Source organism: Streptomyces sp. CA-249302 (assembly GCF_050936785.1).
In the GTDB taxonomy this organism is placed as follows: domain Bacteria; phylum Actinomycetota; class Actinomycetes; order Streptomycetales; family Streptomycetaceae; genus Streptomyces.
Genome location: NZ_JBNJMG010000001.1, coordinates 4,752,594 through 4,764,877 on the forward strand (window position 1 = coordinate 4,752,594; position 12,284 = coordinate 4,764,877).

At 69.7% G+C, this 12,284-nt stretch carries 11 protein-coding genes and 1 pseudogene; 3 read left to right on the plus strand and 9 right to left on the minus strand.

From position 1 onward, the window contains the following. Positions 1 to 6: 6 nt before the first annotated feature. From ACQEWB_RS21140 to ACQEWB_RS21155, 4 genes are all read right to left on the minus strand, one after another. Positions 7 to 270, minus strand: a complete 264-nt coding sequence (locus ACQEWB_RS21140; protein WP_432833258.1) for a hypothetical protein — start codon at positions 268 to 270, stop codon at positions 7 to 9. Continuing rightward, positions 267 to 614: a DUF6247 family protein gene (locus ACQEWB_RS21145; RefSeq protein ID WP_432833260.1), complete on the minus strand. Its 348-nt coding sequence runs from the start codon at positions 612 to 614 to the stop codon at positions 267 to 269. The genes ACQEWB_RS21140 and ACQEWB_RS21145 overlap by 4 nt, the downstream gene beginning before the upstream one ends. A 138-nt stretch (positions 615 to 752) precedes the next feature. Next, positions 753 to 1,403: a helix-turn-helix domain-containing protein gene (locus tag ACQEWB_RS21150; RefSeq protein WP_432833262.1), complete on the minus strand. Its 651-nt coding sequence runs from the start codon at positions 1,401 to 1,403 to the stop codon at positions 753 to 755. A 321-nt stretch (positions 1,404 to 1,724) separates the two neighbouring features. Next, positions 1,725 to 2,162 carry an ATP-binding protein gene (locus tag ACQEWB_RS21155; protein ID WP_432833264.1) on the minus strand — a complete coding sequence of 146 codons (438 nt, stop codon included), beginning with the start codon at positions 2,160 to 2,162 and terminating at the stop codon, positions 1,725 to 1,727. Positions 2,163 to 2,277: 115 nt separating this feature from the next. On the opposite strand from ACQEWB_RS21155, the gene ACQEWB_RS21160 reads away from it, so the two are divergent. Then, positions 2,278 to 3,093, plus strand: coding sequence for a helix-turn-helix domain-containing protein (locus ACQEWB_RS21160; protein WP_432833266.1), 816 nt, complete (start codon positions 2,278 to 2,280; stop codon positions 3,091 to 3,093). Further along, positions 3,090 to 3,263, plus strand: a pseudogene (locus tag ACQEWB_RS21165) (DUF397 domain-containing protein); the annotation flags it as partial. The gene ACQEWB_RS21160 and the pseudogene ACQEWB_RS21165, both read left to right, overlap by 4 nt. Positions 3,264 to 3,270: 7 nt before the next feature. On the opposite strand, the gene ACQEWB_RS21170 reads toward ACQEWB_RS21165, so the two are convergent. Next, positions 3,271 to 6,678: a tetratricopeptide repeat protein gene (locus ACQEWB_RS21170; RefSeq protein ID WP_432833268.1), complete on the minus strand. Its 3,408-nt coding sequence runs from the start codon at positions 6,676 to 6,678 to the stop codon at positions 3,271 to 3,273. A gap of 110 nt (positions 6,679 to 6,788) precedes the next feature. On the opposite strand from ACQEWB_RS21170, the gene ACQEWB_RS21175 reads away from it, so the two are divergent. Beyond that, positions 6,789 to 7,307, plus strand: a complete 519-nt coding sequence (locus ACQEWB_RS21175; protein WP_432833270.1) for a DUF2165 domain-containing protein — start codon at positions 6,789 to 6,791, stop codon at positions 7,305 to 7,307. On the opposite strand, the gene ACQEWB_RS21180 is transcribed toward ACQEWB_RS21175, so the two are convergent. The 4 genes from ACQEWB_RS21180 to ACQEWB_RS21195 all read right to left on the minus strand — a co-directional run bounded on the left by ACQEWB_RS21180 (position 7,304) and on the right by ACQEWB_RS21195 (position 12,231). Next, entirely contained in the window at positions 7,304 to 8,083 is a 780-nt protein-coding gene (locus ACQEWB_RS21180) for an inositol monophosphatase family protein (RefSeq protein WP_432833272.1), read from the minus strand. The two genes, ACQEWB_RS21175 and ACQEWB_RS21180, sit on opposite strands and share 4 nt — an antisense overlap. Next, positions 8,083 to 8,631 (minus strand): hypothetical protein, encoded by a 549-nt coding sequence (locus ACQEWB_RS21185; protein ID WP_432833274.1) that lies wholly within the window; start codon positions 8,629 to 8,631, stop codon positions 8,083 to 8,085. The genes ACQEWB_RS21180 and ACQEWB_RS21185 overlap by 1 nt, the downstream gene beginning before the upstream one ends. 64 nt (positions 8,632 to 8,695) lie before the next feature. Next, the gene (locus ACQEWB_RS21190) at positions 8,696 to 11,308 is read right to left on the minus strand and encodes a bifunctional FO biosynthesis protein CofGH (RefSeq protein ID WP_432833276.1); all 2,613 of its coding nucleotides are present in this window, start codon (positions 11,306 to 11,308) and stop codon (positions 8,696 to 8,698) included. Positions 11,309 to 11,385: 77 nt separating this feature from the next. After that, positions 11,386 to 12,231, minus strand: coding sequence for an LLM class F420-dependent oxidoreductase (locus ACQEWB_RS21195; RefSeq protein ID WP_432833278.1), 846 nt, complete (start codon positions 12,229 to 12,231; stop codon positions 11,386 to 11,388). Positions 12,232 to 12,284: the final 53 nt, after the last annotated feature.

Genomic DNA, 12,284 nt, shown 5'->3' on the forward strand with positions numbered 1-12,284 from the left:
AGCCGGTTATGAGCCATACCAGGTGACATTGCAGACGTAGACGCATTCATGGCGTGGTACGGCCGGAAAGCTGATGAAACCCCGTCCGCCGAGGAGGTCGAATTCACGCAGGCCACCCTCTCTGTCCAGGGGCCTGCCGACCTTCACGGAGTCGTGGCCCAACGCGGCCGACTCGGTGGCGAGTCGCTCCATCTCCGCCACGACTCCGACGGGCAGGCCGTCCGTGACGTACTCGGCGCTGGGGTTGTAGTCCCAAGCCCAGTCGGTCACAGTCCCGCCTCTGCCTCGGCCGCCTCCCGGATGGCGCGGATCTCGGCGATGGCCTCCACGGGATCCTGCTTCCCCGCGTCCACGATGCGCTCCAACTCCCGTAGTCGGGCGGCGCGTTCCGGATGCCGCTCGATCGACACGAAGACGGCCCACGAGTGAACGAAAGCTCGCAAGGGGGCGAGGCTCTGCGTCTGCTGGGCGTTCGTGGTGGCCTCGAAGAGGTGCTGGGTGAGGGCTGGGATCCGGCTGGGAGCGATCCGCATGACGGCCGCCCGTAGCGCGTCCGGGGTTGCTTCGGGCATGGGGATCAGCGGTCCGTACGGGCCGTCGGTCTGGGCGCTCACAGGGACCTCCGGTGCGGGTGGCTCGGTCCTCGTACGGTATCGGCGCAGTCGGTGGCGCGGCGCCCTGGCAGCACTTGTCACTGAGCTCACTTCCGGGTTCGCTAAGCCGCCGCACCGGGCAGCCAGGATGGACGGCATTCACGGCACCTGCCAGGCAGCGACGAGCGGAAGGCCCGGTCGCAGCCGTCGCAGTTCTGGAGCGGGTCGGGGCGGCTGGGCTCGGGGTCCGGCTCGAAGCGTGGCGGCAAAAGGGCCGTGAGTTCGCTGAATGTCCTCGGGCGCCACTCCGCGCTCCAGCCATGCGACCACGGCGGGCGCCAGGCGGTGTACGTCGCGTTCGGCCAGGTGTAGGCGCGGATCTCGGGTCCGGAGACCTGCCAGGACGTTGCGAGCGGTGGGATGGGCGGGCAGCGGTACGGATGGCGCCGGGGCGGGTTGTTCCGGCTCCTTGGGGTCCGGAGCCGGTTCGCGGCGAAGCATATGGACGGACGCACCGGCCATGCGCGTCCGCGGCTTGTTGTACGACGTCGTGCGCGTCACGATCCGTCCCGAAGGCAGGCGCTCCTTGGTGCGGGACAGATAGCCGTACGCCTCCAACTCCCGCAGAGCGGAGGCGATACGCGTCTCGCCCTCGGGGAACTTCGCGGCGAGGACCTTGATGCCGACGAGGCTTCCGGTCGGGAGCGACTGGATGTGCACGGCGAGGCCGATGGCCGTCAGGGACAGCTCGGCATGCTGCGCCAGATGGTTTCCGACGACGGTGAACTCTTGATCGTGGTGTTCGTCCACGTGGGCAACTCCCAGGCCGGAACGGTCGGGTCGGGGGTGCGTGGGCGCGCTAAGGTGCTGCTCAGTCATCGGGAAGGCCTTTTCTTCCTGGGTGATCAGGCCCTCGTACGGGATGGCAGTCCCGGCGGGGGCCGTTTCGTGTCTGCGGTTCGCTGTCGGAACCAACGCTGCCCGATCAACTCACCGACGCGCCAGCGCGATCGATCGCGATCACCCGACCGAGTGATGCGCGTGATCAGTGGTGCGGTGAGTGACGGGCCGGGTGGGGCGGGTTTGGTTCTTTCCCCCGGTTCTTTGTCTTTGGCGTCGGGCGCGGCCGGGTCACCGGGGCACCCGATCCGGTGCCACCTCCGCCCAGACCGTCTTCCCGCCCGCCGGGGCCTCCTCCACGCCCCAACGGTCCGCGTACGCCGCGACGATGCGCAGTCCGCGTCCCGATTCGGCCTCGTCGCTCACTGGGGCGTGGACCTGCGGGATCCGGTCGCCCCTGGCGTCGGTCACCTCGATACGGAGGGTGCCGGGATCGGCGTAGACCTTGAGCCTCAGCCGGAAGTCGCGGCCGGGGACACGTCCGTGGAGCACGGCGTTGGACGCCAGCTCGGCGACGATCTGTGCGGCGGCTTCGAAGGGCACGCCCCAGGCCGCGAGTTGGCGCTCGGTGTGCTGGCGCGCCCGTCGAGCACCTCTTCGATCGGCGGCCAGCAGAACCGTGAAGTAGTGCGCGGGGGCGGTGATCTGGGGGACGGTTTCCTGATTCACGTCACCCAGCGTGGTCGTTCGTATCTACCCTGAACAGCAGTGACTCCGGTACGGAGCGGGACTGTCCGGGTGCGGGGCGGAGCCGTACGGCTCGTCCGTGAGGAGGGTGGAGAGGGTGGAGGACGAGGAAGCGGCGGCGGTACTCAAGACGGTCGGGCGGCAGATCAAGATGTGGCGCGAGGCCGCCGGGATGACCCAGCCCGAGCTGGGGGAGGCGATCGGGTACGGCGGGGAGATGGTGTCGTCCGTGGAGCGGGGGCGGCGGAGTCCCAAGCCGGACTTCCTCGACAAGGCGGATGAGACGCTCGGCGCGGGCGGGAAGATCTCCGCGATGAAGAAGGACCTGGAGGAGGCCCGTTACCCCAAGAAGGTGCGGGATCTGGCGAAGCTGGAGGACGAGGCCGTCGAGCTCGGGGCCTACGCCAACCACAACATGCACGGCCTGCTCCAGACCCCGGAGTACGCACGAGCGCTGTTCGCGATCCGGCAGCCCGCCTACACCGAGGAGGAGATCGACCGCCAGGTCTCCGCGCGCATGGCACGACAGCGCGTCTTCGATCGGCTGCCCGCCCCGCTGCTCACCTTCGTCCAGGAAGAGGTGACGCTACGGCGGCCCCTCGGGGGCAGAATGGTGCTGCGACACCAGCTCGAACACCTGTTGGAGATCGGCACGTTGAGGCACGTCAGGATCCAGGTGATGCCTACGAGTTGTGAGGACCACGCGGGTATGGGCGGGTCACTGCAGCTGTTGAAACTCCGGGACGGCAAGACGCTAGGGCACTCGGAGGGACAACTCCACAGCCGTGTGATCAGTGATCCCCGGGAAGTTCAGATCCTGGAGATGCGCTATGGAATGATCCGGTCGCAGGCCCTGACGCCACGCGAGTCGCTGGCCTTCATCGAGAAAGTCCTGGGAGAAGAAGAGACATGAGCGCCGCCCTGGAGTGGTTCAAGAGCAGCTACAGCAGCAATGACGGCCCCGAATGCGTCGAGGTCGCCATATCCCCCGCCGACCGGACCCCCACCGTCCACGTCCGCGACTCCAAGGACAAGGACGGCGCCCAACTGGCCTTCACGAACCTTTCGTGGGCGGCCTTCGTAGGGGGGCCTATTCCGCGTAGCGCGCCTGCATCGCGTCCCGGGCCTCGACGACACGGGCCAGTCGCGGAGCGAGGCTGCTCTGGTCGATGCCGGGGCAGCGGGCCAGGAGTGTGAGCAGCATTGCCAGATCGGCCAGCTCGTCCCAGCGGTGGTCCAGCGCGAGACCTTCGGCGAGCATCGCGTCCGCCGTGGACCAGTCGGCCAGCGCGCAGTAGGTCAGCACGAGGTCGAACCTGTTTTCCGCATCCGCATCCGCATCCGTCCTTGCCTGCCGCACCTCGCGCCAGAACCGCTCGGCTTCGTCCAGGCGCCCAGTCACCCCGACGGTCAAGGCCAGGGCCAGTCCCCCCTGTTCGGGATCGCTCCGATACACCCGATCGGCGATTTCACCGGCTCGCTCCCAGTGGCCGGTCATAGCATCCACGAGCCAGCACAGGGGCAGAGAGCCGGATTCGGCGTCGGCTTCCGCTTCCGCGCGCAGTTCCTCCGACAGCTGCCGTGCCTCGTCCAGCTGCCCGCGCCAGAGATGGATCTGCACGATGAGCCCGGTCGCCTGGGCTGCTTCCTCGTCCCGTTCGACGCACTCTCTCAGATCCTGGAGCGCTGGGGAGAGCCGTCCCAGAGCAATGGCTGCCACCGCTCTGGACAAGAAGAAAGGAGTTGCGTCCGGCCCCAGGATCAGAAGTCGGTCGAAGTCGTGAAGTGCGTCGAGGTACCGGCCCGAACCCAGCCGGGAGAGGCCCCTGAGCTCCAGAAGTTGCGTGTCCTCGGAGTCGGGGTCCAGGAACTGATCGAGCAGGGCGAGCAACTCGTCGGCCCTGCCGAGTGAGTGCAGGATCGGGATCTTGGACATGACGATCTCCCGGAAGCCGGGCCTGCGTTCCAGGACGCGGTCGAAGTCAAGCAGTGCCTCTTCGTCACGGCCCGCTTCCGCATAGGCGATGCCCCGCTGCGCCAAGGCGCCCCAACCTGTTTCGTCGCCCCCCACCGCCCGGTCCAGATCAGCGAACATTCCCTCCTCGTCGCCCAGTTCACCGCGCAGAGAAGCCCGCTGCAACAGGGCCCAGGTGTATTCGGGCGCCAACTCGATCGCCCGGTCGAAGGCCGCACCGGCTTCGTCGAGACGGTTGAGCTGCACCAGGGCCATCCCTCGGCCGGCATGCGCGGACGCATAGTCGGGGGCGAGTGTGCAGGCACGTCCGAGTTCCTCGACCGCCTCCTCGTAGCGGCGCACCAGTCGGTACGCGTCCCCTCGCTCGGAGGCGACCCAGGCGACGTCCGGCGCGAGCTCCACAGCCCGGTCCAGGTCGGCGAAGGAGTCATCACCCCTGTCCAGGCTCCTGTACACCTCAGCGCGGTGGACGAGCGCCCACAGGTACCCGCCGTCGATCTCCAGCGCCCGGTCGAAGTCGGCGAGTGCTCCGTTCTCATCCCCCAGGGCGTGCCTGCTGTAGGCCCGGTTCGCCCATGCCGTCCGGTCCGTCGGATCAAGGGAGAGGGCGTGATCAAAAAGCGCAAGGGCTTCTTCGTTCCGTCCCAGCATCTGCAACGCCTCACCTCGCTCCGCGATGATCCACACGGTGTCGGGCCTCAGTTCATCGGCACGTTCCAGATCAGCCAGGGCGGCCACGTGATCCCTCAACTTGGCGTGCGTGACCCCACGTCCGTAGTGCGCCCGCGCCGATGTCGGGTCCAGCGCGACGGCCCGCTCGCATTCGACCAACGCACGGTCGAACTCCCCCGCCTGCCTCAACTCCCGACCCCGCACACTGTGCGCCTCAGCCCGTGCGGGCGCCTCGAGTCCCGCCTTGTCGAGCAACAGCCCGAGCGCCGGAAGAACGGTGTCCGACTCGTCCGAGAGCACCGCGAGAAGGTCCCGTCCCCACGTACGCACCTCCTCCGCATCCGTGTGTTCCCCCGCGTCGTGCAGCGCCTGCGCACAGGCCCGCGCCGCCACCGTGCCGGCCCGGCATGCCTCAACGACGTCCCCGAGCACCTGCTTCAGGCCGGCCCGTGGCCCGGCACACAGCACGTGGTACGACTCCTCCGCCCGCAGCTCCCGCCATGTCTGGTCGTACCAGAGTGAGTCCGGCACCAGTCCGTGCTCCGCCTCCGCCCGCCACCGCCCATAGGCTTCCGCGAGCCGCGCGTGCCGTTCCGCCCACGTCCGCGGCGACCGCTTCCGTTGCAGCCGGAGCATCGCGGTCCGCACCACGTCGTGATAGCGGACCCGCCCCGCCCGTTCACTGACGAACGGCAGCCCGCGCAGCCACGCGTACGAGTCCCGCACATCACCATCGACCACCGCGCGGAACACGTCCTCGTCGAGATGGCGCGGAAACGAGCACGCCATGGCCGCCTCGCGGCGCCCGGGATCCCGCTCCCACCGCAGGAAGCGGTCGACGGCCGTGGCAGCGGGGTCCTCCATCGCGCCGGGTTCGTCACCCGGGTGCTCCGCGAGGGTGGAGACCAGTACCGGCAGGCAGTCCGACAGCCGCAGCACATCGCGCACCAGCCGCTCGTCCACCACGCCTCTGGCGGCCAGGAGTTGGCGGGCCTCGGACTCGGTGAAGGGTTCGAGCGCGAACTCCCTCACGAAGCCCGCGTAGTCCCCCCACCGGGCCGGGTCGGGGCCGTACTGGCCGGCCAGGCCGACGACCACGTTCCCCGGGAGGGTGCCGTACCGGTCGGACGTGATCACGTCCAGCAGCCAGGCGTCCAGGAACGGTGACGTGCGCTCGTAAGTGTCGAAGAACAGGGTGATCCACGGCCGCTGCTCGGCGACCCGGTTCAGCTCCTCGACGAACGCGGGTGTCAGGACCCGTAGCGGCTCGAGAACCAGCTGCACGTCTTCGTGACTGCGGAAGCGCGCGGTGAGCGCTGCCCGCATCTTGTCTGCTCCGAGGGCCACTTGGGCCGGATCCATCGCTCCCGTGAAGGCCCCCACCCCTGGCACCATGCCGAGACCGACGAGGCCGGCCTGCGTTATCACCAGGCTGGCAGGTGTCGGGGTGGGAGTATCCGGCGCGGACCCAGGTGCGGCGGACGCCGTCTCCGCCTCATGGCGCCGCTGACGATACGTGGCCAACAGCTTGTCCAGGGCCTTGAGTTCCACTCCCTGACGAGCGAACTGCGCGCTGATGGCCTCCATCGCCTCCGGCACGCTGCTCACGGCCTCGTCCGTCGTCGCGGTGATCGCCCCGCGCCCGGCCGCGATCGCCTCCAACTCCCTTAGCAGAGACGACTTTCCGACCCCAGCGGTGCCGTGGACGTGGAAGACGAAACTGTGCCGCTCGTCCTCCGGCGGAACGTCGAAGTTCCCCCTGAACCGGTCGATCTCGGCGCGTCGGCCGACAAAGCCCGCACGCTTCCGCCGTCCGATCAGCTCCTGCATCGAGGGCCGCGTCGGCCTCATCCGCCCACCCCCGTAAGCCGGTGTCTTTCAAGTCTGGCAGAGGAGACCGGCCGTCTGCGATCTGGCTCAATCGGCCCAGCCACGCTGATCAGCCGGGCAAGATTGCTGTCATGTCCACCAACACACCCCCCAATGCCCGTGCCGTCCATGTCACCGCCACCCTCCTCACCGCGAGCGTGGCCCTCTACATCGCCCTCGTAGCCTTCGGCAACATCACCGACTTCGGGACCAACCAGGCGTTCGTGCAGCACGTCCTGGCCATGGACACCACGTTCAAGGACGACGACCTGATGTGGCGGGCCATCACCAACACCGGTGTGCAGAACGCCGCTTACGTCCTCATCATCGTCTGGGAGACCCTCGCCGCCCTCGTCCTGATCTACGGCACCTGGCTCTGGATCCGGCGTGATCTCGCCCGTGCGCGCAGTGTCTCCACGTACGGCCTGCTCATGCTTCTGCTGCTCTTCGGCGCCGGGTTCATCGCGATCGGCGGGGAGTGGTTCTCGATGTGGCAGTCGAAGACCTGGAACGGGCTGGACGCCGCGCTCAGGGTGTTCGTGTTCGCCGGGGTCTCGCTGCTGGTGGTCCAACTGCCTTTCGGGCGCAGCACCGAGCCCGCGGACGACTAGCGCAGGACCGTCCGCTTCCAGAGGGCCGTCGCTTCTTCGGCGGCCCCGGGGGCGACGAGCAGCAACGGCGTGTCGTACGGCGGGAGTTCGGGGATCGCCACCGCTCCCGCCTCCGTCGCGATCAGGAGCGGCGGGAGCGCGTCCACCGGGTGGAACTCGCCGATCGCCGCGGCCGTCGCCCGGCCGGCCGCGACCTGGACAAGGGACAGGGCCGTGGAGCCCATGACCCGTACCGTGCAGTGGCGGGCGGCGAGTTCGCGCAGCAGGTCGTCCAGGCCGGGCCAGTGGGCGTGGGCGGCCCACTCGGTGAGGAAGGCGTGGCCGGTGAGCGTGTCGTGGGCCGCCGCGCGGATCGGGCGGCCGTCGAGACGCGCGCCGCCGCCCTTGACCGCGCTGAAGATCTCCCCGCGCCACGGGTCGGCCACCACACCCAGCAGCGGCCTGCCCTCCGGGGTCGCCAGGCCCAGCGAGAACGAGCACCAACCGATGCCGTGCGCGTAGTTCGTCGTACCGTCCACCGGGTCGATCACCCAGTGCGGGGCGCCGGCCGCGCCCTCGTGAACGCCGTACTCCTCGCCCTCGATTCCGTACTCCGGGAACTCGCGCCGCAGCACGTCCCGGACATACGACTCCACCGCCTCGTCCGTGGCCGTCACGATGTCGGCCGGGCCGGCCTTCTCCCGGACGTCGCTGGTGTCCTCCGTGGCGCGCGGGCGGCGGATCCGCTCCGCGGCCCAGTCGGCCAGCTCGACGGCGAGGGCCAGTTCGCGGTCCATCAGCCGACCACCACGACCGTCGTGCCCTGCGACCCGAAGGTCCACAGGGCCGAGCCGTCCGCCGACTTCATCCGGATACCGCCGGTGGACGTCCCGGAGGCGGGCGGCGGCGAGGAGCCGTCGACCGCGTTGGAGAAGGCGATGTTGACGCCGGACCGGACGGCGAAGTACGCAATGTGCTCGACCTTCACCCCGTCCGAGCCGGTGATCGGACCCTGCGTGCGCGCGCCGATCGTGTAGGAGCCGGGGACCGGGTTCACCGTCCCGGGCCACACGGCGAAGGTGCGGCGGGCCGCGCCACTCGCGTCGACCAGCCACACCGTCTTCTGCGGGACCGAGTAGACGATACGGCGGCCGCTGCCGGTGTTTCCCGGCACCGCGGCGGGCGCCTTCGTCTTCGTCGGCGTCGGCTGCGCGGACGCCGAGGCGCTCGCCCGGGCGGCGACCACGTGCGGCTTGGTTCCCTTGTCGGCCTGCACGGCCAGGACGGCGACAGCGGCGATCGCTCCCACCGTGAGACCGGTCACCCAGACCTTCGGGGCTGGCACGGCTCGCAACTCCTCGGTTACAGGACCCCCGGCACCCGTCGGAACGGGGGTCCGATCATCGTACTCACTCCAGCACGGGCAGAAGTTCGGGCAGATGCCCGTCCGAGGCCCGGGCCGAGCGCTGCCGCTCCTCCGGGACCTCTCCGTACAGAGTGGTGCGGGGCTTGGCGGGCCGTCCGGCCGCCTCGGCGACCGCGATCAGGTCCTTGACCGACTTGTACGAGCCGTAGGAGGAGCCCGCCATACGGGAGATCGTCTCCTCCATGAGCGTGCCGCCGAGGTCGTTGGCGCCGGAGCGGAGCATCTCGGCCGCGCCCTCCGTGCCGAGCTTGACCCAGCTGGTCTGGATGTTGGGGATGTGCGGGTGGAGCAGGAGGCGGGCCATGGCGGTGACCGCGCGGTTGTCCCGCATCGTGGGACCGGGGCGTGAGATGCCCGCGAGGTAGACCGGTGCGTTGGTGTGGATGAAGGGGAGTGTCACGAACTCGGTGATGCCACCGGTCTGCCGCTGGATACGGGCCAGGGTGCGCAGATGGCCGAGCCAGTGCCGGGGCTGGTCGACATGGCCGTACATCATCGTCGAGGTCGACGGGATTCCGACCTCGTGCGCCGTCGTGATCACCTCGATCCAGGTCGCCGTCGGCAGCTTGCCCTTGGTGAGGACCCAGCGGACCTCGTCGTCGAGGATCTCGGCGGCGGTGCCGGGGATGGAGTCCAGGCCGGCCTCCTTGGCGGCGATCAGCCACTCCCGGATCGACAGGCCGGTGCGGGTCGCGCCGTTGACGACCTCCATGGGCGAGAAGGCGTGCACGTGCATCCCGGGGACGCGTTCCTTCACCGCCTTCGCGATGTCGAAGTAGGCGGTGCCCGGCAGATCGGGGTGGATCCCGCCCTGCATGCAGACCTCCACCGCGCCGACGTCCCAGGCCTGCTGGGCCCGGTCCGCGACCTGGTCCAGGGAGAGGGTGTAGGCGTCTGCGTCCGTCCTCCGCTGCGCGAAGGCGCAGAAGCGGCAGCCGGTGTAGCAGACGTTGGTGAAGTTGATGTTCCGGGTGACGATGTACGTCACCTCGTCGCCGACCGCCGCCCTGCGCACGTCGTCGGCGATGCGCGTCAGCGCGTCCAGCGCGGGCCCGTCGGCGTGCAGCAGCGCCAGCGCCTCGGCGTCCGTGAGCTTCGTCGGGTCGTCGGCCGCGGTCGCGAGCGCCGCTCTCACGTCGGTGTCGATCCGCTCCGGGACCATGCCGGGCGCGGCGGCCTCCCGCAGCTCGGCCCAGTCGCCGTACACCTCGTCGAAGTCGTCGCGGCGGTCGGACGTACGCCCCTCGGTGTCGATGGCGGAGTGCAGGTCCGTCCGCCCGGAGGCGACGAAGACCTCGTCGGGCTCCTGCCACGCGTGCCCCTCGACCGGCGCGTCGGGACGCGCGAGCCCGGTCTCCGGATCCACCAGCGCCCGTACGTGCGGAAGCAGCCGCGGGTCCAGCCACGGCTCGCCGCGCCGCACGAACTCCGGGTACACGCAGAGACGTTCCCGCAGCTCGAACCCGGCCGCCGCGGAGCGCTCGGTGAGCTCCTCGATCTGCGGCCAGGGGCGTTCGGGGTTGACGTGGTCGATGGTCAGCGGGGAGACCCCGCCCCAGTCGTCGATACCGGCGCCGATCAGCCGCTCGTACTCGCCGGCGACGAGGTTGGGCGGCGCCTGGATGTTTGCGGCGGGCCCCATGATGAGCCGGGCCACGGCCACCGCGGCCACCAGCTCGTCCAGTTCCGCGTCGGGCATGCCGCGCATCGCGGTGTCCGGCTTGGCGCGGAAGTTCTGGATGATCAGTTCCTGGATGCCGTGGTACGCCCGGGAGATCTTCCGGAGCGCGAACAGCGACTCGGCGCGCTCCTCGTAGGTCTCGCCGATGCCTATGAGAAGGCCGGAGGTGAAGGGGACGGAGGAGCGGCCGGCGTCCTCGAGGACGCGGAGGCGGACGGCGGGCTCCTTGTCGGGAGAGCCGTAGTGCGGACCACCCGGCTCGGACCACAGCCGCGTCGCCGTGGTCTCCAGCATCATGCCCATGCTCGGGGCGACGGGCTTCAGCCGCTGGAAGTCCGTCCAGGACATCACACCCGGGTTGAGGTGGGGCAGCAGGCCCGTCTCCTCCAGGATCCGGATGGAGACGGCCCGGACATACGCGATCGTGTCGTCGTAACCATGCGCGTCGAGCCACTCCCGCGCCTCCGGCCAGCGCTCCTCCGGCTTGTCGCCGAGGGTGATGAGGGCTTCCTTGCAACCGAGGGCGGCACCCTTGCGAGCGATGTCCAGGACCTCGTCCGGCGACATGAACATCCCGTGCCCGGCGCGGCGGAGCTTGCCGGGGACGGTGACGAAGGTGCAGTAGTGGCACTTGTCCCGGCACAGCCGGGTGAGGGGTATGAAGACGCTCTTCGAGTACGTGATGACGCCGGGGCGGCCCGACTGCTCGAGGCCGGCGTCACGCACCCGGGCGGCGCTCGCGGCGAGGTCGGTCAGGGCCTCGCCGCGGGCCTGGAGGAGGACGGCGGCCTCGGAGACGTCGAGGGCGACGCCGTCACGGGCGCGTTTGAGGGCGCGACGCATGGAGTTCTCGGTGGGGCCGGTGCCACGAGGGCCGTCGGAGGAGCCGGTTCCGGAGGTCGCGGAAGTCGTCATTCTTTGAGCATACGTTCGGCTTGATCAGGCCAAAGAGGTGCCGCCTCATCCACCGGGACGGCGCTCGTTACACGGTGTCACTGGAACTGGCCGTACTCGTCGAGTACCCGCAGGACCTCCGCCTCCCCCGCCGGCGGCAGCTGGACCACGACCTCCTCGATGCCGAGGTCGGCGTAGTGCGCGAGCTTGCCGGGGCTGGGGAAGACTGCGTACGGGACGATCTGGAGGGCCGAGGGGTCGCGGCCCGCGTCGGCCCATGCGGTGCGCAGTACCGGCAGCGACTCCGTGAGCCCGCGCCCGCCGATCGGCATCCAGCCGTCGGCGTACTCGCTGATGTGGGCGAAGAGCTTGGGCCCGGCGGCCCCGCCGAGGAGGGTGCGCGGGCCGACCACCGGTCCCCGCGGCTTCTGTACGGGCTTGGGATAGGCGGAGGAGGCCCGGACACTCCCGAACTCCCCCTCGTAGGCCGTCGGTTCCTCGCTCCACAGCGCGCGCATGAGAGCCATCCGGTCCCGCACCAGCTCGCGCCTCGACCGCCACTCGACGCCGTGATCGGCGGCCTCTTCGACATTCCAGCCGAAGCCGAGCCCGAGGGTGAAACGGCCGCCGGAGAGATGATCCAGGGTCGCGATCTGCTTGGCGAGGTCGATCGGGTCGTGCTGGGCGACCAGCGTGATGCCGGTGCCGAGCCCGAGCCGCTCGGTGACGGCCGCGGCCTGGCCGAGCGCGACGAAGGGGTCGAGGGTACGGCCGTATTCCGGCGGCAGCTCACCACCTGCCGGGTACGGGGTGGTGCGCTCCGTCGGGATGTGGGTGTGCTCGGGCAGGTACAGCCCGGCGAATCCCCGCTGCTCCAGTTCGCGGGCGAGCCGGACGGGGGCGATGGTCTCGTCGGTGAGGAAGATCGTGACGGCGATTCGCATGCCCCATCTGTACCGGTCGCGGATACATATGTCGATACCGACCGGTCGGCATC